This is a genomic window from Faecalibacterium sp. Marseille-P9312, assembly GCF_902497445.1.
In the GTDB taxonomy this organism is placed as follows: Bacteria; Bacillota; Clostridia; order Oscillospirales; family Ruminococcaceae; genus Faecalibacterium; species Faecalibacterium longum.
Map to the genome: position 1 here is coordinate 121,261 of NZ_CABVEW010000004.1, position 20,273 is coordinate 141,533.

General features: G+C 61.2%; 21 protein-coding genes. 8 read left to right on the forward strand and 13 right to left on the reverse strand.

The features are described 5' to 3' along the window. Positions 1–164: 164 nt before the first annotated feature. Entirely contained in the window at positions 165–1,292 is a 1,128-nt protein-coding gene (locus F3G95_RS04370; RefSeq protein WP_149793983.1) for a stage II sporulation protein P, read from the reverse strand. Positions 1,293–1,346: 54 nt separating this feature from the next. Next, on the reverse strand, positions 1,347–2,126 hold the full coding sequence (gene gpr, locus F3G95_RS04375) for a GPR endopeptidase (protein ID WP_149793984.1): 780 nt from the start codon (positions 2,124–2,126) through the stop codon (positions 1,347–1,349). Positions 2,127–2,304: 178 nt separating this feature from the next. Between gpr and rpsT the strand changes: the two genes are divergently transcribed. Next, positions 2,305–2,565: a 30S ribosomal protein S20 gene (rpsT, locus tag F3G95_RS04380; protein ID WP_149793985.1), complete on the forward strand. Its 261-nt coding sequence runs from the start codon at positions 2,305–2,307 to the stop codon at positions 2,563–2,565. Positions 2,566–3,200: 635 nt separating this feature from the next. On the opposite strand, the gene F3G95_RS04385 is transcribed toward rpsT, so the two are convergent. The 4 genes from F3G95_RS04385 to F3G95_RS04400 all read right to left on the reverse strand — a co-directional run bounded on the left by F3G95_RS04385 (position 3,201) and on the right by F3G95_RS04400 (position 5,504). After that, positions 3,201–3,464 (reverse strand): peptidoglycan synthetase, encoded by a 264-nt coding sequence (locus tag F3G95_RS04385; RefSeq protein ID WP_149793986.1) that lies wholly within the window; start codon positions 3,462–3,464, stop codon positions 3,201–3,203. Between the two features lie 108 nt (positions 3,465–3,572). After that, positions 3,573–3,929 (reverse strand): SpoVA/SpoVAEb family sporulation membrane protein, encoded by a 357-nt coding sequence (locus F3G95_RS04390; RefSeq protein WP_149793987.1) that lies wholly within the window; start codon positions 3,927–3,929, stop codon positions 3,573–3,575. Then, on the reverse strand, positions 3,926–4,951 hold the full coding sequence (locus F3G95_RS04395; RefSeq protein ID WP_149793988.1) for a stage V sporulation protein AD: 1,026 nt from the start codon (positions 4,949–4,951) through the stop codon (positions 3,926–3,928). Before F3G95_RS04395 ends, F3G95_RS04390 begins: the two co-directional genes overlap by 4 nt. A 115-nt stretch (positions 4,952–5,066) precedes the next feature. Beyond that, the gene (locus F3G95_RS04400) at positions 5,067–5,504 is read right to left on the reverse strand and encodes a SpoVA/SpoVAEb family sporulation membrane protein (protein ID WP_149793989.1); all 438 of its coding nucleotides are present in this window, start codon (positions 5,502–5,504) and stop codon (positions 5,067–5,069) included. Between the two features lie 77 nt (positions 5,505–5,581). Between F3G95_RS04400 and F3G95_RS04405 the strand changes: the two genes are divergently transcribed. The 6 genes from F3G95_RS04405 to F3G95_RS04430 all read left to right on the forward strand — a co-directional run bounded on the left by F3G95_RS04405 (position 5,582) and on the right by F3G95_RS04430 (position 10,936). Then, complete coding sequence (locus F3G95_RS04405) at positions 5,582–6,472, forward strand: M15 family metallopeptidase (RefSeq protein ID WP_149793990.1); 891 nt, start codon at positions 5,582–5,584, stop codon at positions 6,470–6,472. A gap of 144 nt (positions 6,473–6,616) precedes the next feature. Continuing rightward, complete coding sequence (locus F3G95_RS04410; protein ID WP_149793991.1) at positions 6,617–7,201, forward strand: DUF4358 domain-containing protein; 585 nt, start codon at positions 6,617–6,619, stop codon at positions 7,199–7,201. A gap of 171 nt (positions 7,202–7,372) precedes the next feature. Beyond that, a complete protein-coding gene (locus F3G95_RS04415) occupies positions 7,373–8,791 on the forward strand; it encodes an MBOAT family O-acyltransferase (protein ID WP_149793992.1) in 1,419 nt (472 codons plus the stop codon). 15 nt (positions 8,792–8,806) lie between these two features. Beyond that, the gene (locus tag F3G95_RS04420; RefSeq protein ID WP_149793993.1) at positions 8,807–9,979 is read left to right on the forward strand and encodes a DHHW family protein; all 1,173 of its coding nucleotides are present in this window, start codon (positions 8,807–8,809) and stop codon (positions 9,977–9,979) included. A gap of 205 nt (positions 9,980–10,184) precedes the next feature. Next, on the forward strand, positions 10,185–10,517 hold the full coding sequence (locus F3G95_RS04425; protein ID WP_015564456.1) for a hypothetical protein: 333 nt from the start codon (positions 10,185–10,187) through the stop codon (positions 10,515–10,517). Between the two features lie 92 nt (positions 10,518–10,609). Further along, a complete protein-coding gene (locus F3G95_RS04430) occupies positions 10,610–10,936 on the forward strand; it encodes a hypothetical protein (protein ID WP_149793994.1) in 327 nt (108 codons plus the stop codon). 76 nt (positions 10,937–11,012) lie between these two features. Here F3G95_RS04430 and F3G95_RS04435 read toward each other — a convergent pair whose 3' ends face one another. The 6 genes from F3G95_RS04435 to F3G95_RS04460 form a co-directional block, all read right to left on the reverse strand. After that, positions 11,013–11,309: a helix-turn-helix transcriptional regulator gene (locus tag F3G95_RS04435; protein ID WP_149793995.1), complete on the reverse strand. Its 297-nt coding sequence runs from the start codon at positions 11,307–11,309 to the stop codon at positions 11,013–11,015. A gap of 153 nt (positions 11,310–11,462) precedes the next feature. Beyond that, positions 11,463–12,644: a molecular chaperone DnaJ gene (gene dnaJ / locus F3G95_RS04440; protein WP_149793996.1), complete on the reverse strand. Its 1,182-nt coding sequence runs from the start codon at positions 12,642–12,644 to the stop codon at positions 11,463–11,465. 263 nt (positions 12,645–12,907) lie between these two features. Further along, on the reverse strand, positions 12,908–14,740 hold the full coding sequence (dnaK, locus tag F3G95_RS04445) for a molecular chaperone DnaK (protein ID WP_149793997.1): 1,833 nt from the start codon (positions 14,738–14,740) through the stop codon (positions 12,908–12,910). Positions 14,741–14,832: 92 nt separating this feature from the next. Next, positions 14,833–15,459 (reverse strand): nucleotide exchange factor GrpE, encoded by a 627-nt coding sequence (locus tag F3G95_RS04450; RefSeq protein ID WP_149793998.1) that lies wholly within the window; start codon positions 15,457–15,459, stop codon positions 14,833–14,835. After that, positions 15,456–16,529, reverse strand: coding sequence for a heat-inducible transcriptional repressor HrcA (gene hrcA, locus F3G95_RS04455; protein ID WP_149793999.1), 1,074 nt, complete (start codon positions 16,527–16,529; stop codon positions 15,456–15,458). The genes F3G95_RS04450 and hrcA overlap by 4 nt, the downstream gene beginning before the upstream one ends. Positions 16,530–16,718: 189 nt before the next feature. Next, positions 16,719–17,261, reverse strand: coding sequence for a stage V sporulation T C-terminal domain-containing protein (locus F3G95_RS04460; RefSeq protein ID WP_149794000.1), 543 nt, complete (start codon positions 17,259–17,261; stop codon positions 16,719–16,721). A gap of 149 nt (positions 17,262–17,410) precedes the next feature. Between F3G95_RS04460 and F3G95_RS04465 the strand changes: the two genes are divergently transcribed. Further along, positions 17,411–18,658, forward strand: coding sequence for an aminoacetone oxidase family FAD-binding enzyme (locus F3G95_RS04465; RefSeq protein ID WP_149794001.1), 1,248 nt, complete (start codon positions 17,411–17,413; stop codon positions 18,656–18,658). Positions 18,659–18,705: 47 nt separating this feature from the next. Here the strand turns inward: F3G95_RS04465 and F3G95_RS04470 are convergent, their stop codons facing one another. Next, positions 18,706–20,223, reverse strand: a complete 1,518-nt coding sequence (locus F3G95_RS04470) for a sodium:alanine symporter family protein (protein WP_149794002.1) — start codon at positions 20,221–20,223, stop codon at positions 18,706–18,708. Positions 20,224–20,273 lie beyond the last annotated feature (50 nt).

Consider the following 20,273-nt stretch of genomic DNA (forward strand, 5'->3'; position numbering starts at 1 on the left):
ATTTTTCTCACTGCGCCCTGTTCAGTTTGCTGCTCCCGGGTGTTCGTTCACGCACCGTCCGCGCACGGCTTCCAGCTCTGCCGCGCTCTCTGTGGCGTTGTGATGCGCTACTTTTCCCAATCACTGCATTTACCAGTAAAATATAGCACTTTGCCGCCGTTTCGTCAAGTATCCGGGCCAAGCAGGGCCTGAACAAGGCCGTTGGCCGCCAGCTGCCCGGCGTAGAGGGCCTCGTTGAGGTTATTGCCGTGGCCTCCTATCTCGATGAGCAGACTGCCGGTGGTGAGGTCCTGATTATAAAAGCGGTAGCTGAACAGCACAGGCCGGGTGAAACCGGGGTACATCCCCTCCATGCTCCGCTCCCATGCGGCGGCGAAACGGAGGTTCTGCCGCCAGCTGGGCAGCCGGACGCTGCCGCCGTTGTCGCACCCGCAGATGATCATGACCTGCGCGGCCTGCCGCCCGTCCACGGTGCAGACCGGGGCCATCCGGGAACCGCCCTCTGTCTCGATGGCGTCCCGGTGGACGTCCAGCACCACCTTGATGCTGGGGTACTGGGCCAAGTACCGCTGGACGACGGCCCGGCTGTTCTCGTAGCTGCCGGTGTAGCTGGGGTAGTCGTTCAGGGTCTCGTCGTGGAGAGTGTTTAGCCCGGCGGCGTTGAGGGTGTCGGCCATCACCCGGCCCACGGCACACATATTCAGGTTCGTGTCGGTGGTACGGGCGCCGTCGCCGGGCGAATACCACAGCCCCGCCGAGAGGCGGTAGTCCTCAGTGGCGTGGGTGTGCATGATGAGGATCTGCGGGTCAGGGCTGTCCTTTTCGACGCCAAAGGGCAGTGGGTTCTGTATTTCTGCCGCGATGTCCGCCGCAGTCTGTCGGGTGTTGTTCTTGATGCTGCCCGCGCCGCAGGCAACGTACTTTTCACCGCTGCCTTGCGGGTAATTTTTTTCAATCACTGCGCCCGCGCCTTCGGGCCGGGCGTCGTCCCCCAGAAGCTCCACAAGATAGCTTTCGATGCCGCCTGTCGGGGCGGCGGCTTCGGGCTGAGAGGCGGCAGTCCCGGTGCTTTCAGGGGCGGCTTCGGCCATGGATGCGGCCTCCTCCTGTGCTGCACCGGAGACGGCCTTTCGGCTCAGGGAGAGCGCCGTCTGCGCCGCCGGGACAGGCCCGGCGATGACCGCCGCCAGCCCCAGCACAACGCTGTGGGCCGTGATGGTCAGAGCCGCAAAAAGGGCCGCTGCGCCCAGAAAGGGCAGCAGATGGCTCTGCCCGGCCTCGCCATAGCGCATAGACTGCCCCCTCCCCTTTTGTTTTATCCATACAATATGATGGACGGCCTGGTTTTATCCCACCAGCCAGCAGAGCTGGGCGATGCTGAGCCTCGGCTGCAAGGCGCGGTTAATGGCCGCGCCCAGCAGGGCGGCCCCGTGGGCGATGACGCTGTCCAGTTCCCGGGGCGTCACCACGAGGTCTTTGCCCTCCTGCGCCATCATCAGGGTCGGGATGCCCGCCGCGATCACCGGCAGGCCCAGACGGGCTGCGTCCAGATGCTTGCTGCTGCCGGGCTGGGCCGGGCAGAGGCCGGTGTCGGAGAACTGCAGCGTCCGGCCCAGACGCTGGGGTTCCGACGAGCAGAGACTGTCCACGCAGATGAGGGCCGTGGGCCGCACTTCCCGCACCAGCGCACCGGCCAGCTGCTGCAGGCTCAGACCGGTGGACGCCGAGACGCCCGGGGCCACCGCCGCCACCGGGCGGATGCCCTTCACCGGCGGACGGCCTGCGCCCATCGTAACAAAAATTTTCTGAACGGTGCGGGGGCCGAGGGCGTCGGCGGTGACCCGGCGGTTGCCCACGCCCAGCACCAGCACCGGCCCCTCCGGCGGCAGAAGCGCCCGCAGCTCGTCCGATGCCTGCTCGATGACCTCGGCGTCCCGCTCGTCCAGCACACTGACGCTGGGGACTTCCAGCGTGACGTACCGCCCCCGGGGCTTTTCGAGGCCCTCCCGGGCGATCTCCACTCGCGTCACCGTCACACCGCCCCGCTTTGCCGTGGCCGCGCGGACTCCGCCGGGCAGGTCAGCCGCGGCCGTGTAGAGCTCGTCCGCCATATCTGTCAAGCGCATGATTTTCCCTCTTTTCTGCTCTGTTTGCCGCCAAAAAGCCGGTTTTGGGGCCTCGCGGCACAAAAAGTATGGGAAAATCAAAACTTTTTGAAACAAAAATCGAAAAAATGCTTGCGCTGGAACGGTAAATATGGTATCATAAGGTGCGCTGTTATAGGTAGCCAAGGAGGTGGAACGAATGCCTAACATCAAATCTCAGAAGGACCGTGTCGTGCAGGCTGTTGCAGAGCAGGCTCACAACAAGGCCATTAAGACCAACCTGAAAACAGTCGTCAAGAAGGCAGACGCTGCCATCGATGCGAATGCCGCTGACAAGGACGCAACCGTCCTGGCTGCTGTTTCCGCGATCGACAAGGCTCGCGCTAAGGGTGTCATCAAAAAGAACACCGCTAGCCGCAAGATCAGCCGTATGGCAAAGCGTGCTAACAAGAACGCTTGATCGCAGTTTGATTGACGAACAAAACCCCTGTACCGGGACCCCGGTGCGGGGGTTTTTGTTTTATATTTTTCGGGACGGTAAAGTGAGCTTGCGCGCTTTTGGCGCGGGGCTGGTTTTTTCTTTTGGTCAAGTGGCTTGCGCTCCGCGCGGGCCAGAGGTAGGGAGGGGTGTTTCGAATCCCCCCTCCCTACCTCTGGACTCCACTCTCCCCGCAACGAGTTAAGGGCTGCTCGCCCTTAACGATTCCAAAGAAGTGGGCTCCAAGCAAAAATGCTGGAGATTCGTGCATTCGCACGAAGATCTCTTAACCGCATTTTAGCTCTCCGCCGTTTTACGGCTTCGCCGAAGATTTCAGGCTTTCGCAGAACTTTACCGTCAGCAGAGAGGTAACACCAGCTGCGGAGCAGCAAATCGGAGAAACGAGAAAAAAGCGTTAAGCGCAGCGACTAGCTTTTTTCCGTTTCGACAACTCCTTCGGGGTCTGAAAGGGGCGAGCAGCCCCTTTCCCGTGCCTCCCGCGCCTCGGAAGTAGCGGGTGCTTTTCTGGTTCTCTTTTGGCACGCAAAAGAGAACTTAGCCCAGCGTAAAAGCGCTCTAACCCCGCGCCACCGGCGCGAGAAAACACTCTCCCATCATCACAGAAGAGCCTCCTCAGTAACAATATGTATCCCCCCCGGTTCCGCCATCAGCCCCTCCTCCGGCAGCGGCGGGGCCTTCCCCGCCCAGAGCCACCCCCCGGCCCAGAGGACGGGGACCGCCGCCGCAAGGGCCAGCCCCGGCCAGAGCACAGCCGGATAACCCAGCGCCGCACTGCCGGGCCAGAACACCGCCGCTGCACAGAGCGCCAGCGCCGTCCAGCCCTCCCAGAAGATCGTCGTCCATTGTGTTTCCTGTCGCATGGCTTTTCGCCTCCTTCTGGCCCCAATATAACGCACTCCGGGCGAAAAATGAGGCGAAACGGCCCGCCTTGCACACAAAAACATCCCGGTTTGAGCCGGGATGTTTTTCTAATTCTGGTCATGGCTCTCCCCCACCCACGAGCAGACGACTCCGCACACAAGGCTGGTGGTGATCCCTGCCGCGGCGGCAGTCAGCCCGCCGGTGAGGATGCCGATGGCCCCTTCCTCTTCGATGGCCGTCCGCACGCCTTTCGCCAGCAGATGGCCGAAGCCCAGCAGCGGCACGGTAGCGCCGCAGCCTGCGAACTCCGCCAGCGGCGCATACCATCCCACCGCCGAGAGAATGACGCCCGCCACCACATAGCCCGTCAGGATGCGGGCCGGGGTCAAACCGGTGAGGTCGATGAGCAGCTGGCCGATAACGCAGATGCCGCCGCCCACCACGAAGGCCCAGAAGTAATTCATCCGTTTTCCTCCTTCTGCTGCGGGCTGCGCAGCTCCACGAGATGGGCGATGGCCGGGATGCTCTCCTTCTGCAAAAAGGTCATCTGGCTCATCAGCGCGCCGGTGGCGATAAAGAGCACCCGCTTCTGCGTTCCCTTCTCGAGGCGGGGCAGGATATGCCCGCAGAGGACGGAGGCGCAGCAGCCCGGGCCGGAGCCGCCGCTCTTCACGGTCTGCTCGGCGGCATCGTAGAGGATGCAGCCGCAGTCCACATGGTTCTTGAGCAGAAGTCCTTCTGCCGCCAGCAGGTCGCGCAGGAGCTGGCTGCCCACATGGCCGAGGTCGCCGGTGTAGATGCGGTCGAAGTCCGCCGGGGCGCTGCCGGTGTCCTTCAGATAGCGCAAAAGGGTCGCGGCGGCAGCGGGGGCCATAGCCGCACCCATGTTGTTGATGTCTTTTATTTTATAGTCCTGCACCCGCCCGAAGGTGGCGGCGCAGAGCTGCACACCCTCACCGGCGGGCCGCAGCAGGCAGGCACCCGCCGCCGTAGCCGTCCACTGGGCGGTGGGCGTGCGGACAGCGCCGTAGCTCAGCGGCGTGCGGAACTGACGTTCTGCCGCACAGAAATGGCTGGACGTCATCGCCAGCAGGCCGTCGGCCATGCCTGCACTGCACAGCGCCGCGCCGAGGCCCAGCGCTTCGGCCATCGTGCTGCAGGCCCCGAAGAGGCCGACAAAGGGGATGCCCAGTTCCCGCAGGGCGTAGCTGGACGCGGTACACTGGGCCTGCAAGTCGCCCGCCAGCGCGAGGCTGACGTTATCCGGCGTCGTCTTCGCCTTTTTGAGGCAGAGCCGCGCCGCCCGCAGGGCCATTTCTTTCTCGGCGGCCTCCCAGTTGGACTGGCCGAAAAAGTTGTCGGCGCTCAGCTCGTCGAAACAGGCGGCAAGGGGGCCTTCGCCCTCCTTTTTGCCGCCGATGGCCGCATGAGCCGCCACGACGGGCGGCGTCGGGAACAAGAGAGTGTCTCCGCGTCGTGCAGCCATCACAGTTTCCTCCTTTATGGGGCTGATTTTATCTGTTTTTTGTGGTATACTGAATTTTAGTGTGAAAGTGCAATTTCCGCACTTCCTTATGCGTATCCTTGGCAGGAGGACTTTTTTACTGCAGCAGCCAGTAGACGCTGCCGTAGAGAACCGCCGCCAGCGTACCGTATACGATGACCGGCCCGGCGATGATGAACATCTTCGCGCCGGTCCCCAGCACACGGCCCTCGGTCTTGAACTCGATGGCCGCACTGACCACCGCATTGGCAAAGCCCGTGATGGGTACGAGGGTGCCTGCGCCCGCTTTCGCGGCCAGCTTCTGGTAAAGGCCCAGCGTCGTCAGCAATGCCGACAGCGCCACCAGCGTGCAGCTGGTGAGCGTTCCGGCCAGCTCTTTGTCGAGCCCCATGGTCAGATACCACCCGCGCAGCACCTCGCCCAGCAGGCAGATGCCGCCGCCCACGCCAAACGCCCAGAGGCAGTCCCCGCCCAGCGGCGAGGGCGGGCCGACCCGGCGCACCCTGCGCCCGTATTCCTCAGCCGACATTTTCATCCTGTTCGCCTCCCGGGAATAGGATGTCCGCCCGTGTGCAAAAATATACACACCCTCAACAAGAAAGAAGGTCCATTATGAATCCCTCTGCTCCTCATCCTCACCGCCGGCGCCTCACCCGCGCCGAGGTGCGCCGCCGCAGACGTAACCGTGCCATCCGCCGGGTGGCCGGCCTTACCGTGATGCTCTGCGTCGCCGTAGGCGGCGTCTCCTTCCTGCTCACCCGTCATGCCGTCGTCCCCAGCGCTTCGGCGGCGTCCGCCAGCTCCATGCCGGCCCAGAGCATCGCCGATTCCGCTGTGAGCTCTGCCGAGAACACCGCTGCCCCCGTCAACGCCCTTGGCCTCACCGCCGACGAGGCCCGCGCCATGCTGGCCGACCCGCTGATGGTGCTGGTGAACCACACCAGCAAGATGCCGGACGACTATACTTTTGATACCAAGGAGTGCGGCTCTGCCACCGCCGTCAACAAGACGCTGCAGACCGTGGCCTGCGACGCCTTCCTCTCCATGCAGAAAGCCGCTGCCGCCGACGGCGTGACCGTCTGGATGCAGAGCGGCTACCGCAGCGTCAAGTACCAGACCAGCCTCTACGAGCGGAAGACCAAATACTACCTCGACAAGGGCTACGACAACGCCACTGCCAAGGAAAAGGCCGCTGCCGTTGTCAACCCTCCGGGATACTCCGAGCACAACTGCGGCCTCGCCGCCGACCTGAACAGCCCGGAACACACCGGTCTGGACGAGGGCTTCGAGAAGACCGCCGCCTTCCGCTGGCTCTGTGAGCACGCGGGCGACTACGGCTTCATCCTCCGCTACCCGAAGGACGCCGAGGACAAGACGGAGATCATCTACGAGCCCTGGCACTGGCGGTACGTGGGCGTGGAGAACGCCGCTAAGATCAACGCCAGCGGCCTGTGCTTTGAGGAGTATATCGAGACTCTGCAGAGCATCGCCGCCGAGGGCTGAATCCACTGGTGAAGAAAAGGTTAAAATTTCACGCTTCGTTTGCAATTCTGCCGTCGATATGGTAGACTATCTTGGGGTTTTGGGCCGACAGTTTTCGGGGCGGCCGGACCTCAGAATTTTAACAACAAAAGAGGGAAATCTTTTATGAATATTCGTCTGAAACTCGTCCTTTCTGCTGCTGCGCTGGCTGCGGGCTGTGTCCTGCTGGCAGGCTGCGGCGGCTCTGCTTCCTCTGCATCCTCTTCGGCCTCCTCCGCAGCCTCCTCCGGGGCTGCCAGCCAGAGCGCCTCTGAGCCTGCTGCTTCCGTCTCCGCCGAGGAGAACGGCGCTTCCGACGCCGTGGCTTCTGCCGTGGACGCCCTGCTCAAGGCTGACCCCATCTCCAACCAGTTTGAGATAACGGCCATGAACATCGAGTACGACTTTGGCCTGAAAGCCGACGATGTGACCAGCTACAAGGGCATCAAGAGCAACGACAACGGCGACGCCGGTCTGGTGCTGGCCATCCAGCCCGCCGCTGGCAAGGCACAGGACGTCATGGACACCCTCAAGACCTACCAGCAGGACCAGGTGGCTTTCTACGGCAACTATGCTGAGTTTGCACAGGCACAGTCCAACGTGGAGAACGCCATCATCGACGGCGGTGACGACCTCGTGGTGATGGTCATTGCCTCAAACGACTGCTCTTCTGATCTGACCAGCGCCGTGAAGGACGTTCTGGGCAAATAAGCAGACTCTCTCGGGCCGGTGCCGTGGCGGCATCGGCCTTTTTCGGCTTTATCACAATGTTATAGCAAACCAACTTTTTAATGCAACAGCAACAACGTTGGTTTGCATATCGCAGATATGCTGCTTCCGTTGTGCTAATTTCTAGTCTTGCGATAAAAGGAGGCTGACGCCGTGGTCTTCAGCACCATCATCTTTCTGCTGCGCTTTCTGCCCATCACACTGGCGCTGTACTATCTCGCGCCCCCGAAACTCAAAAATACCGTTCTGTTCCTGTGCAGCCTCGTGTTCTACTGCTGGGGCGAGGTGCGTTTTTTCCCGGTCATGCTGGCGCTCATCCTCATCAACTACCTCTGCGGCCTGGGGCTTGAGCGCTTCGAGCAGAACAAGACCGTCCGTCTCATCCTGCTGCTCATCGCGCTGGCGGGCAGTCTCGGGATGCTCTTCTACTTCAAGTATGCAAATTTCGTGCTCAGCAGCATCAATGCCATCTTCGGCACCGGTTTTGCACCCATTCAGGGCATCAGCGTACTGCCGCTGGGCATCAGCTTCTACACCTTCCAGACACTTTCCTACACCATCGACGTCTACCGCCGGGATGTGGAAACGGAGCATAACATCATTGATTTCGGTGCTTATGTCGTCATGTTCCCCCAGCTCATCGCCGGCCCCATCGTCAAGTACCGGGATGTCTCCGACCGTCTCCACGTCTACAAAGGCCGCTATGAGCTCAGGCAGATCGAGGACGGCATGACCCTGTTCACTTTCGGCCTGGCAAAGAAAGTCCTGCTGGCCGACGCCATCGGTGCGCTCTGGACGGACATCATCGGCGTGGCGGACAGCCCCTCCGTCTCCTTCGTGGGCCTCGCCAACGCTTCCACCCCGCTGGTCTGGCTGGGCGTCATCGCCTACTCGCTCCAGCTCTATTTCGACTTTTCCGGCTACTCCCTGATGGGCATCGGCATGGGTAAGATGCTGGGCTTCGACTTCCCCCAGAACTTCAACTACCCCTATATCTCCGCGTCCATCACCGAGTTCTGGCGGCGCTGGCACATGACGCTGTCCGGCTGGTTCCGGGAGTATGTGTATATCCCCCTCGGCGGCAACCGCAAGGGCCTCAAGCGACAGATCTTCAACCTGTTCGTCGTCGAGCTGCTCACCGGCATCTGGCACGGCGCGAACTGGAACTTCATCTGCTGGGGCCTGTACTATTTCGTGCTGCTGGCTCTGGAAAAGCTCTTCCTCCTGCCCTACCTCAAAAAGGGCAGGGTCTGGCCCCATATCTACACCCTCTTCCTCGTGGTCATAGGCTGGGCCATGTTCGTGGGCAACGACGCAGGCGTGGAGTTCGGCCTGCTGTTCCGCAAGCTTTTCATCCCTTCCGGCGGCGTGATGCCCCTTTACTTCCTGCGCAACTACGGCGTACTGCTGGCGGTCTCCGTCGTCTGCTGCACCCCGCTCATCGAAAAGCTGTGGAAGCTGCTTTCCCGCAATGCCATCACCAAGGCGCTGACCATTCTGGTGCTGCTGACGGTCTCGATGGCTTATGTCGTGGGCAGCACCAACAGCCCGTTCCTGTATTTCAACTTTTAAGAGGAGGCGTGAACGATGGACAAACATTCAAAGCGCTCCGCTTCGATTTTCCGCTATCCGGTCCTTATCGCATTCACCCTGTTTTTTGCCGGGCTGTTCCTGCTGGACCTTGTCACGCCGGACCGGGCCTACAGTGAACTGGAAAACACCACCCTCTCCCAGCGGCCCAGCCTGTCCAGCGTCTCGGCTGATGGGCTGAACAAGTTCTTCACGGCCTACACGAAATACGTCAAAGACCAGGTGGTGGGCCGTGACAACTGGGTCGCCCTGCAGAGCACCGTGGAAACGAAGGTGATGCAGAAGAAGCAGAGCGGCGGCATCCTGCTGGGCAAACAGCAGATGATGTTCCCCCGCACCTACGGCCTCGTTTCCAGCGAGACGCGCACCCTGCCCAAGAACACCGCCGCGCTGGAAGCGCTCTGTCAGCGGTACCCGGGCAAGGTCAACGTGATGCTGGTGCCTGCGGCGTCCGCTATCTACCCGGAAAACGTCCCTGCGGGGGCTCCGCTGCTGGACGAGGGCCGTTATCTCGACTCGCTTTCCGATGCCGTACAGGCCGCCGGAGGCCGCTTTGTGGACGTGCGGCAGACCCTCACCGACCACAAAGACGAATATATCTACTACCGCACCGACCACCACTGGACAAGCACCGGCGCTTATTATGCCTACAAGCAGCTCTGTGACGCTCTGGGCCTTACGCCCTTTGACACGGCGGCCCACACCGTGCTGACGGCAGACGGCTTCTACGGCACCCACTACTCCAAGGCGCGGACGCCGGACGCAGAACCCGACACCATCACTTATTATGACCTGCCGAACGAACTGACCATCTACTCGGTCAGCGGCCCCGGCCAGCCCGCCGACGGCGAGACGACCGGCCTGTATGACACGGCCAAGCTGGACGTTTACGACAAGTATGCCATGTTCCTCCACGGCAACAACGGTCTGAGCCGCATCAAGGGCGACGGCACCGGGCGCATTCTTGTCATCAAGGACAGCTACGCCAACTGCTTCGTGCCTTACCTGACGGCCAACTACGCCGACATCGACGTGGTGGATTTCCGCAACTACAACTACGGGCTGGACAAGCTCATCGCGGACAACGATTACGACCAGCTCCTCGTGCTCTACAGTTTCGACAGCTTCAAGAGCGACCCCTACCTCTACCGGGCCGGCGTTGCGGGCTGATACTGGGAATTATTGCAGTATTTTTCCACAAACTTCCGAGGTGTTTTTCATGCATTTTCCCGGGTTTTTGTGGTTTCTGTCCAAAACCCTTGCACAAAATCCAGCATTGTAGTAGAATGATGCTGTCAGAGAAGTTAGCTCTGCAAGAGGGATCTTTGCAGTGCGGTGCGGTGCGCCGTCTGCCGATATGAAGGAGTGATTCTTTATGAAGAAATATATGGAGTTGCCTGCTGATTACGCAGTGCTTTCTGACGATGAGATGACCTACACCACCGGCGGCAGCGCTGTTGGCGGCGTCGTCACCATCGTGGGCGTGGCCGTTCTGGCATCCAGCTATGTCTGGGGCATCTCGCAGGCCAGAGACTGGCTGAGCGTTGACAGCAACCGCAGGGGCAATCCTCTCACCGTTATGGGCCGTGCAATGGACGCCATCAGCGACGATATGTCCAAATCGCCTTCCAACTTCCTGCGTGACGTTGTTTCCACCGGTACGGTGGTGGCTCTCGCTCCCCTGAGCGCGCTGCTGCTCATCCTGTAAGTTTCCCCTGCGGCTTTTCGGGAGCTTCTATCTTTCGTCAAACCGGCGCACACCGCGCTGTTTTGGGATATTGTTCGTAAAGGAGTGCTATTATGGAAAACATCATGATGCTGCCCGCTTCCTACTGCGTGATGAACGAAGAGGAAATGACCTATACCACCGGTGGTGCCAGTGCTATTCAGGCTATCGCTGCATGGGTCTTCCCTCCTTATGCATGGCTTGCAGGCGTCACCGCTATCCGTGATTACCGCAAGAAGAACCCTAATACTTGGACTCAGGATGGTCTGGACTATTTCGCAAATGATATGGGGAAGAGTGTATCTAATTTCCTCTATGACCTTGCGTGTGCCAGTTGGGTTCTGGGTACCTCCGCTACCGGAATTGGCCTTGTGATTAACGCAGCTCTTATCCTGCTTTAATAAATCAGGAGACTCCAAAGAACAACAAAGGCGGCGGCTCTTCCCGCAAGGGAAGGGCCGCCGCCCTCTTTTTATTTTAGTGCTGCGGCTGGACACGGGGGACGAATTCCAGCTTCAGCTCCATGCCCATCCCTTCTGCCAGACGCTTGAGCGTCCGCAGCGAGGGATTGGCGGTTCCATTTTCCAACCGACTGATATTGGCCTGATTGATCCCCGTAACCTGTGCCAGCTGCTCCTGTGTCAGATTGCAGTTCTGCCGTCCTTCCAGAATGGTGTGCATGATCTGCCGTTCCGGCTCCTGCGCTTCCCACTCTGCACGGAATTCCGGGTCTTTCATCTGCTCGTTCAATGTCTCTCTGAAATTCTTTCCCATTGTTCAACTTCATAGCTCATCGTATCACCGCATTTTTATTTGTTCTCCACCCTCATTATATGTTATATAAAGCATATTGTCAAGCCATTTTTCCCAAGCAAAAAGCAGAGGCACCCAAACCGGATGCCTCTGCCTGTTTATGGATGTGCTGATTTAGTTATTGAACATATCCTTCAGCTTTTTGAAGAAGCCCTTGCGCTTTTCGTAGTTATCCTCTTTCAGGGTCCCCTCGAACTTCTTCAGGGCCTCACGCTGGGTGCGGCTGAGCTTCTTGGGGATCTCGACCTCGCACTTGACGTACATATCACCGCGGCCTCTGCCATTCACATACTGGACGCCCTTGCCGCGCAGGCGGAAGGTGGTGCCGCTCTGGGTGCCTTCCGGCACATTGACCTCGACCTTGCCGTCGATGGAAGGCACCGTGATGGTATCGCCCAGGACAGCCTGACTGTAGGTGATGGGGAAGACGACGTAGATGTTGTTCTCGTCGCGCTGGAACACCTCGCTGGGCCGGACAGTCACCGCCACGATGACGTCACCTGCGGGGCCGCCGTTGGTGCCAGCATTGCCCATGCCCGAGAGGCGGAAGCCCTGATCGTCGTCGATGCCCGCAGGGACATTGGCCTCCAGAGTCTTCTTGACCGCGATGGTGCCGCTGCCGTGGCAGCTCTTGCAGGGGTTCTTGATGAGCTTGCCCTTGCCGCCGCAGCGAGAGCAGGGCTGCTGGGTCTGCATGACGCCGAAGGGCGTACGCTGCTGACGAATGACAAAGCCTCTGCCGCCGCAGTCAGGGCAGGTCTCCGGGCTGGAACCGGCGGCGCAGCCGCTGCCGTGGCACTCGGTACACTCCTGCTGACGGGTGATGGTGATGTTCTTCTTGCAGCCATGCACCGCCTCGTCAAACGTCAGGGTGATGCGCACCCGGATGTCCTGGCCCTTGCGGGGGGCGTTGGGGTTCGCCGAACGGCTCGAGCCGCCAAAACCGCCGAAGCCGCCGCCAAAGATGTCGCCGAAAATATCGCCAAGGTCAACACCGTCGCCGCCAAAACCGCTGAAACCGCCAAAGCCGCCGGGGCCGCCGCCGTTCTGGGCAGCGTAGTTGGGGTCAACACCGGCAAAGCCGTACTGGTCGTAGAGCTGGCGCTTCTTCGGGTCCGAAAGCACCTCGTTTGCCTCGTTGATCTCCTTGAACTTTTCCTCGGCTTCCTTGTCGCCGGGGTTATAGTCCGGGTGGTACTTCATGGCCAGCTTGCGGTAAGCCTTTTTGATCTCCGCGTCGGTGGCCGTCTTGGATACACCCAGCACTTCGTAGTAATCACGTTTCTCCTGTGCCATAATCCAATCACCTCTCGTATAAGCAGCAACCTCCCCTATATAGCAGCGCACTGCCGCTTCCAGTACAGACAGTCTCAAGCAGATCTGTACAAGCCTGACCGGCCTGCCAATGGCTCCCCTATCAGGGGAGCTGGCGGGCGTCAGCGAGACTGAGAGGTTTTCTCTATAACCAGCAAGAGCCGCCCCGGCAAAACCGGAGCGGCTTTTGCTATTCTACGCGCATACCCGCCGGTTTGGCCGGATACGCACTGCTGTGTCTCAAATCAGACTTCCTTGAAGTCTGCGTCCACAACGCCGTCATCGCCCGGCTTCTGCTGGTTGTTTGCGCCAGCATCGGGGCCGGGCTGTGCGCCTGCGGCCTGCTGCTGGGCAGCAGCGGCAGCCTGATACATCTTCTCGAAGACGTGGCTCAGAGCATCCTGCTTTGCCTTGATGTCGTCGATGGAGCCGGACTGGACAGCGGTCTTCAGGTCGGCCAGCTTTGCCTCAGCCTCGCTCTTGACGTCGGCGGGCATCTTGTCGCCGTTCTCCTTCAGCATCTTCTCAGTCTGGAAGACCATCTGGTCGGCACCGTTGCGGATGTCCACTTCCTCGCGCTTCTTCTTATCGTCGGCAGCGAACTGCTCAGCTTCCTTCACAGCCTTGTCGATGTCGTCCTTGGACATGTTGGTGGAAGCGGTGATGGTGATGTTCTGCTCCTTGCCGGTACCCAGATCCTTCGCGCTGACCTTCACGATGCCGTTTGCATCAATATCGAAGGTGACTTCGATCTGAGGCACGCCACGGGGAGCCGGAGCGATGCCGTCCAGATGGAAGACGCCGAGGCTCTTGTTGTCGCGGGCGAACTCACGCTCGCCCTGCAGGACGTTGATCTCAACAGAGGGCTGGTTATCCGCAGCAGTGGAGAAGACCTGGCTCTTGTGGGTAGGAATGGTGGTGTTGCGCTCAATGATCTTGGTGCAGACGCCGCCCAGAGTCTCAATGCCGAGGCTCAGCGGGGTGACATCCAGCAGCAGCAGACCCTTGACGTCGCCCTGCAGGACGCCGCCCTGGATAGCAGCACCGACAGCCACGCACTCATCGGGGTTGATGCCCTTGAAGGGCTCGCAGTTCAGCTCTTTCTTGACTGCATCGTAGACAGCGGGGATACGGGTGGAACCACCGACCATCAGGACCTTCTTCAGGTCAGATGCGCGCAGGCCGGCATCCTGCAGAGCCTTGCGGACAGGGGTCATGGTGCGGTCGACCAGATCTGCGGTCAGCTCGTTGAACTTTGCACGGGTCAGGGTCATATCCAGATGCTTGGGGCCGGTAGCGTCAGCAGTGATGAAGGGCAGGTTGATCTGGCTGCTCATAGCGCTGGACAGCTCGATCTTTGCCTTCTCGGCAGCTTCCTTCAGGCGCTGAGCGGCCATCTTATCCTTGCGCAGGTCGATGCCGTTCTCGGTCTGGAAGGCGTCAGCCATCCAGTCGATGATGCGCTGGTCGAAGTCGTCGCCGCCCAGATGGGTGTCGCCGTTGGTGGCCAGAACTTCGGTGACGCCGTCGCCCATCTCGATGATGGAGACATCGAAGGTGCCGCCGCCCAGGTCGTAGACCATGATCTTCTGGTCATCTTCCTTATCGATGCCGTATGCCAGAGAAGCGGCAGTAGGCTCGTTGATGATACGCTTGACGTTCAGGCCGGCGATGGTGCCGGCGTCCTTGGTAGCCTGACGCTGGCTGTCGTTGAAGTAAGCAGGAACGGTGATGACGGCCTCGGTGACAGGCTCGCCCAGATAAGCCTCCGCATCAGCCTTCAGCTTCTGCAGGATCATAGCGCTGACCTGCTGGGGAGTGTACTCCTTGCCGTTCAGGGTCACCTTGTGGTCGGTACCCATCTGACGCTTGATGGAAGAAACGGTGTTCTCGGGGTTGGTGATGGCCTGACGCTTTGCGACCTGACCGACCAGACGGTCACCGGTCTTGGTGAAGCCAACAACAGACGGGGTGGTGCGGGCGCCCTCGGAGTTTGCGATGACGACGGGCTCGCCGCCCTCCATGACAGCCACGCAGCTATTCGTAGTACCAAGATCAATACCAATGATTTTGCTCATAAATGAAGTCTCCTCTCAAAAGAACTTGTTTATCTCATGCTTAGATGTGAAGCGGATGTCTATCTTCAAAACCCCTGCGGGTCTTTGCGGATCTACTCGGCCACCACGACGGTCGCGTGGCGGACGATCTTGTCGCCCAGCTTGTAGCCTTTCTGGTACACCGTGATGACGGTGCCGCTCTCCTGCCCGTCCGGGGCGGGGATCTGCTGGACGGCGTTCATGAAGTTGGGGTCAAAGGGCTTGCCCAGCGCCTCGATCTCCTCCACATGGAGGGCATCCAGTGCCTTGGCGGCTTTGTCCAGCGTCATAGTCACGCCCTTTTTGTAGTTCTCGTCGGTGGTGGGGGCGTTGGCTGCCATCTCCAGCGTGTCCAGGATGGGGATGATCTGGTTCACGGCGAAGGACACGCCATCGTTGAACTTCTGGTCAGCCTCGCGGGTGGAGCGCTTGCGGTAGTTCTCGTACTCCGCTGCCATCCGGAGCAGCTGGTCTTTGGCCTGTGCGGCGTTCTTCTCGGCTGCGTCGAGCTTTGCCTTTACGGCGTCCATCTCCCGGGCTTTCTTATTGAACCAGCCATCTTTCTTCTTGGCGTCTGCGGGTTCTGCCTCGGCCTCCTTCTCGGGGGCTGCGGCGGTCTCGGGCGCTTCCTGAGGTGCGGCTTCGGTCTCCTTTGCTTCCTGCTCGGGAGCTTCTGCCGTCTTCTTGGTCTCTTCGCTCATTCCAGATCCTCCTTATATATCACAGTCCGCCGGGGTGCGGCCATCTGCGGGGTGTCTTTTCGTTTGCCGCTCATGCCCTCGCCAAGCTCATCGGCGAAGAGGTGGAGCAGCGGCATCAGCTTCTGGAAGGGCATCCGGGTCGGCCCGATCAGGGCCACCGTACCCCACAGCCCGCCGCCTACCAGGTAGCGGTCACTGACGATGCACAAGCCGGGGATCTGAGGTTCCAGATCCTCGCCCAGCAGCACGCTCTCACTGCGGTCTGCCGGGGGTGCGATGATGTGGGCCGCCTGCTCTTCGTCGTTCAGCAGGGTGAGGATGTCGCCCACCTTGCCTTCGAGCTGCGGCCAGTTGAGCAGGTACTGCTCACCGCCCAGAAATACGTGGGGCTGTGCGGAATCCTGCAAGATCGCAGCGGCTGCGCTGATGACCGGAACCAGCTCCGGGTCGATCTGGCTGCACAGCTCTGCCAGCAGCCGGTTGGACAGGTCCACCGGCGCGACGAAGGTCAGGTTGCGGTTGAGCAGCGCGGCCAGCGCAGCGGCGTTCTCGCGGGAGAGGCCGGTGCGGACCCGCGCCACACGGGTGCGAACGTAGCCCGCCGTCGTGACGGCCAGCACAGCCGCCGCGCTGCGGCCCACCTGAACGACTTCGTAGTGGGCGACGCAGAGGTCTTCGGCACAGGGGGTGCTGACGGCTGCGGTGCAGCCGCTGATGGCGGCCAGCGCCTTTGCAGCGCCCTGTGCGAGCTTTTCCGGCTCATGGTCAAGGCTGGCGAAAACGGCTTCGACGCGGGCGCGGGTCACGCGGTCCAGCGGCTGGTCGTCCGTCAGCAGATTGTCGAGATAATAACGGTAGCCCTTGGCACTGGGGACACGGCCCGCGCTGGTGTGGGGCTGCTCCAGCAGACCCAGCTTGGTCAGCGCCGCCATTTCGTTGCGCAGCGTGGCGCTGGACACGGCCATATCAAAATAGTTTGCCAGCACACTGCTGCCCACAGGCTCGCCCTCGAGGCCATACAGCGCCACGATTGCCTGCAAGACTCGCTGCTTGCGTGCATCCATCGTCATAGCGCCTGCCTCCTTTTTGGCTTTTGTTTCTTTAGCACTCCATCTTCCTGAGTGCTAAGACCATTATAGCCAAAAATTTTTCCCTGTCAATAGCTTCTCGAAAAAGTTTATAAAGATTCATAATTCTGTCATAAACAAAAAAGGGAGCGCCTGCCAGAAACGCAGACGCTCCCCTTATTATAATAATGTTCACTCTTCCATCTGCTTTGCCAGGAACGCTGCCGCCACGGCCACGGCCTTCTGCTGGGCAGGGTCGGGCTGCTGGGTGCGGTCCTCGGCCAGCAGGCCCACGGCCCCGGTGACATCCCCTGCCGCGATGATGGGCCACGCGCAAAGCAATGGCCGCAGCGAACCCTCGCAGGGCAGCAGGACATGCTCGGGGTCGCCATCGCTGAGGTAGGGCTTGCGGGACTCCATCACCTTTTCCAGCGGCTGGCTGACGCTGCGGTCGGCAAGGTCGCGCCTCCCCGACCCGGCTGCGGCGAGGATGCGGTCGCGGTCAGCCACGAAGGCCGTCAGGGCGAAGCTTCGGCTCAGCACCTCGGCGTACTGCACCGCCACCCCCTGCAGCTCCCCCACCGGGGAATACTTCTTAAAGATGACCTCGCCGTCGCCGGTGGTGAAGATCTCGAGGGGGTCGCCGCGGCGGATACGCTGGGTGCGGCGGATCTCCTTCGGGATGACCACCCGGCCCAGCTCATCGATGCGGCGGACGATTCCGGTTGCTTTCATCTGTGTACCATCCTTCCCATTCTGCATTTTCCCATGCTGTGTAGTTATTATGTGGAAGCGGAAGGGAAATATACACCTGCCCGCCCTGTGTTTGCCAAACAGGGGCGGCTATGATACAATAAATTTACTACAGAAAGGATGGACAGAGGATGCAGCAGATTTTGATTTTGGGCGGCGGCGCAGCCGGTCTGGCCGCTGCGCTGGCGGCAGCACAGACCGCAGAGGGCCGCGCACACATCACCGTGCTGGACAAAAACGCGAAGGTGGGCAAAAAGCTTCTGGCCACCGGCAACGGGCGCTGCAATCTCGACAACCGGGACATCACGCCGGAGCGGTATTTCACCAGCAGCCCCAAGGCCCTGCGCCGCCTGCTGAGCGCCGTGGACGAGGCTGCGCCGCTGGCGTGGTTCGAGAGCCTCGGCCTCTACCCCCGCACCGACGAGGCCGGGCGGGTGTACCCGTATTCCAATCAGGCGGCGGACGTACTGGCCCTGCTGGAGCACCATCTGTCGAGACTGGGCGTCGAGGTGCGCACCGGCTGCACCGTCCAGAACCTGAGCCAGAGCCGGGGCGGCTATGCGGTCCAAATCGAGGCCGAGGCAGGCCGCGAGACCCTGCGGGCCGACGCCGTCATCTGCGCCATGGGCGGCGATGCCGGCCCCCAGTTCGGCACCGATGGCTTCGGCACCCGGTTCGCCGCCCAGTGCGGCGGACGGATGGCCCCCCTCTATCCCTGCCTGACGGCCCTGCAGTGTGCTCATCCCCGCAAGTCGCTGGCCGGCATCCGGGCCAAGGGCTGCGCCAGCCTGCTGGACGGCGCAGATGGCCGCGTGCTTGCCCGGGAAACGGGCGAGGTGCAGTTCACCGAGTACGGGCTTTCGGGCATCTGCATCATGCAGCTTTCGGGTCTGTTGGCCCCGGGGCGCGGGCCGAAGCGGCCTGTCGTGGTCCTCGACCTCTTCCCTGCTCTGAGTGAGACCGAGCTGGCCGCACTGTTCGCCCAGCGGGTCGGACTGCTGGGCAGCGAGGTGGCGGAGTTCTGGCTGGGCTTGCTGCCCGCAAAGCTGGGCCGCGCCCTCTGGGCCGATGCCGGTCTGCCTGAAAACGCCCGCGCCCTGCCCGCCTCCGCGTGGCCGAAACTCGCCGCCACAGCCAAGTGCTGGCGGTTCGAGGGCTTGACGCCCTGCGGCTGGAAGCAGGCTCAGACCACCGGCGGCGGCCTGCTGCTGGACGAAGTCGAGGACGATTTCCAGTTCAAGGGCTGTCCGGGACTCTACTTTGTGGGCGAGACGCTGGACTGCGCCGGCAGCTGCGGCGGCTACAACCTCCACTGGGCCTTCGGCAGCGGCATCATCGCCGGGCGGGCGGCGGCAAAGCTTCGCAAAAAGAAGAAGTAAACCAGCAAGCCCCCGGAAGGTCGCCTTCCGGGGGCTTGCTTTTTGTGTTATTTGTTTGCGGCCTTCTCCAGCTCCGCCTCCTCGGCGGCAGCCTCGGCCTCTTCTTCCTTCTGATACTCTTCAAAGGCCGACCACATGGGCTCGATGTCCTCGCCCCGGACGCGGCGGGCAAAGTAGTTCCTGGTGATGTCCACCACAGTGCCGGACAATGCCAGCACGCCGATGAGGTTCGGGATCATCATCAGGCCGTTGAAGGTGTCGGAGAGGTCCCACGCGAGGCCCAGCTTCATGGTCGCGCCCACGACGGTCATGCAGACAAAGACGACCTTATAGATGCGGCTTCCCGCCGTGCCGAAGAGATACTCCACGGCCTTGGTGCCGTAGTGGCTCCAGCCGAGGGTGGTGGAGTAGGCGAACAGCAGGATGGACACGGCGATGAACTTCGGGCCGAAACTGCCGAAAGCCGCCGTGAACGCCTGGCCCACCAGCGCATTGTCCTGCACACCTGCGAGGGCAGCGCCGCTCTCGAGGTCTACCACGCCGGTGGTCAGGATGACGAGGGCCGTCAGGGTGCAGACCACGATGGTATCGGCGAAGACCTCAAACACGCCCCACATGCCCTGATGCACCGGCTCCTTGACGTTAGAGGCCGAGTTGACCATGACCGCAGAGCCGAGGCCGGCTTCGTTGGAGAACGCGCCGCGCTTGAAGCCCCAGGTAATGGTCTGGCTGATGCCGTAGCCCAGTGCGCCGCCGCCTGCAGCGTTGAGGTTGAATGCCCCCTTGAAGATGGCCGCCAGTGCCGCCGGGATATTGCCCGCGTGCATGACCACGATGATGAGCGCACCTGCGACATAGAACAGTGCCATCAGCGGCACCAGCTTTTCCGTGACAGCGGCCACCCGCTTGAGTCCGCCGATGACGATGAGGGCCGTGACCACCATCAGCGCAAGGCCGGTGGCGAGGTACGGCAGATGGAAGGCCGCGTTCATGTTGCCGGCGATGGAGTTTATCTGGCTCATGTTGCCGATACCGAAAGACGCGAGGATGCAGAAGCAGGCAAACAGAACAGCCAGCACCCTGCCCACCGTCTTACAGCCGGGCTTTGCGCCCAGACCGTCGGTCAGATAATACATCGCGCCGCCGCTCCACTCGCCTTTTTCGTTCTTGCGGCGGTAGTAGACGCCCAGCACGTTCTCTGCAAAGCTGGTCATCATGCCCAGCAGGGCCATGACCCACATCCAGAAGATGGCGCCCGGGCCGCCGGAGACGATGGCCGTGGCCACGCCCACGATGTTGCCGGTGCCGATGGTGCCTGCCAGCGCCGTACACATGCTCTGGAACTGGCTGATGGCCATATCTTCCTTGCTGGTGTGGGCAGTGACGTCCTTATTGGTAAAAATTGCACCGATGGTATGCTTGAGCCAGTAACCCATCCGCCGGAACTGGAAAAAGCCGGTGCGGACGCTGAGCCACAGGCCGGTGCAGAGCAGCAGTGCCAGACCGAACGGCCCCCAGACGAAGCCGTTGACCACATTGTTGACGCGCGTGACAATGTCCACCATATGAAATCCCCCTCTGATCATCCCAAACAAAAATGCGGGCAGAACCTCTT

Coding starts and splice junctions, on each gene's coding strand:
- F3G95_RS04400 (WP_149793989.1), bottom strand. CDS start 5,504: ATGAAAATGTCGGCTGAGGAATACGGGCGCAGGGTGCGCCGGGTCGGC.
- hrcA (WP_149793999.1), bottom strand. CDS start 16,529: ATGACGATGGATGCACGCAAGCAGCGAGTCTTGCAGGCAATCGTGGCG.
- F3G95_RS04410 (WP_149793991.1), top strand. CDS start 6,617: ATGAATATTCGTCTGAAACTCGTCCTTTCTGCTGCTGCGCTGGCTGCG.
- F3G95_RS04460 (WP_149794000.1), bottom strand. CDS start 17,261: ATGAAAGCAACCGGAATCGTCCGCCGCATCGATGAGCTGGGCCGGGTG.
- F3G95_RS04395 (WP_149793988.1), bottom strand. CDS start 4,951: ATGGCTGCACGACGCGGAGACACTCTCTTGTTCCCGACGCCGCCCGTC.
- rpsT (WP_149793985.1), top strand. CDS start 2,305: ATGCCTAACATCAAATCTCAGAAGGACCGTGTCGTGCAGGCTGTTGCA.
- F3G95_RS04390 (WP_149793987.1), bottom strand. CDS start 3,929: ATGAATTACTTCTGGGCCTTCGTGGTGGGCGGCGGCATCTGCGTTATC.
- gpr (WP_149793984.1), bottom strand. CDS start 2,126: ATGCGCTTGACAGATATGGCGGACGAGCTCTACACGGCCGCGGCTGAC.
- dnaJ (WP_149793996.1), bottom strand. CDS start 12,644: ATGGCACAGGAGAAACGTGATTACTACGAAGTGCTGGGTGTATCCAAG.
- F3G95_RS04450 (WP_149793998.1), bottom strand. CDS start 15,459: ATGAGCGAAGAGACCAAGAAGACGGCAGAAGCTCCCGAGCAGGAAGCA.
- F3G95_RS04465 (WP_149794001.1), top strand. CDS start 17,411: ATGCAGCAGATTTTGATTTTGGGCGGCGGCGCAGCCGGTCTGGCCGCT.
- F3G95_RS04430 (WP_149793994.1), top strand. CDS start 10,610: ATGGAAAACATCATGATGCTGCCCGCTTCCTACTGCGTGATGAACGAA.
- F3G95_RS04385 (WP_149793986.1), bottom strand. CDS start 3,464: ATGCGACAGGAAACACAATGGACGACGATCTTCTGGGAGGGCTGGACG.
- dnaK (WP_149793997.1), bottom strand. CDS start 14,740: ATGAGCAAAATCATTGGTATTGATCTTGGTACTACGAATAGCTGCGTG.
- F3G95_RS04435 (WP_149793995.1), bottom strand. CDS start 11,309: ATGGGAAAGAATTTCAGAGAGACATTGAACGAGCAGATGAAAGACCCG.
- F3G95_RS04420 (WP_149793993.1), top strand. CDS start 8,807: ATGGACAAACATTCAAAGCGCTCCGCTTCGATTTTCCGCTATCCGGTC.
- F3G95_RS04405 (WP_149793990.1), top strand. CDS start 5,582: ATGAATCCCTCTGCTCCTCATCCTCACCGCCGGCGCCTCACCCGCGCC.
- F3G95_RS04370 (WP_149793983.1), bottom strand. CDS start 1,292: ATGCGCTATGGCGAGGCCGGGCAGAGCCATCTGCTGCCCTTTCTGGGC.
- F3G95_RS04425 (WP_015564456.1), top strand. CDS start 10,185: ATGAAGAAATATATGGAGTTGCCTGCTGATTACGCAGTGCTTTCTGAC.
- F3G95_RS04470 (WP_149794002.1), bottom strand. CDS start 20,223: ATGGTGGACATTGTCACGCGCGTCAACAATGTGGTCAACGGCTTCGTC.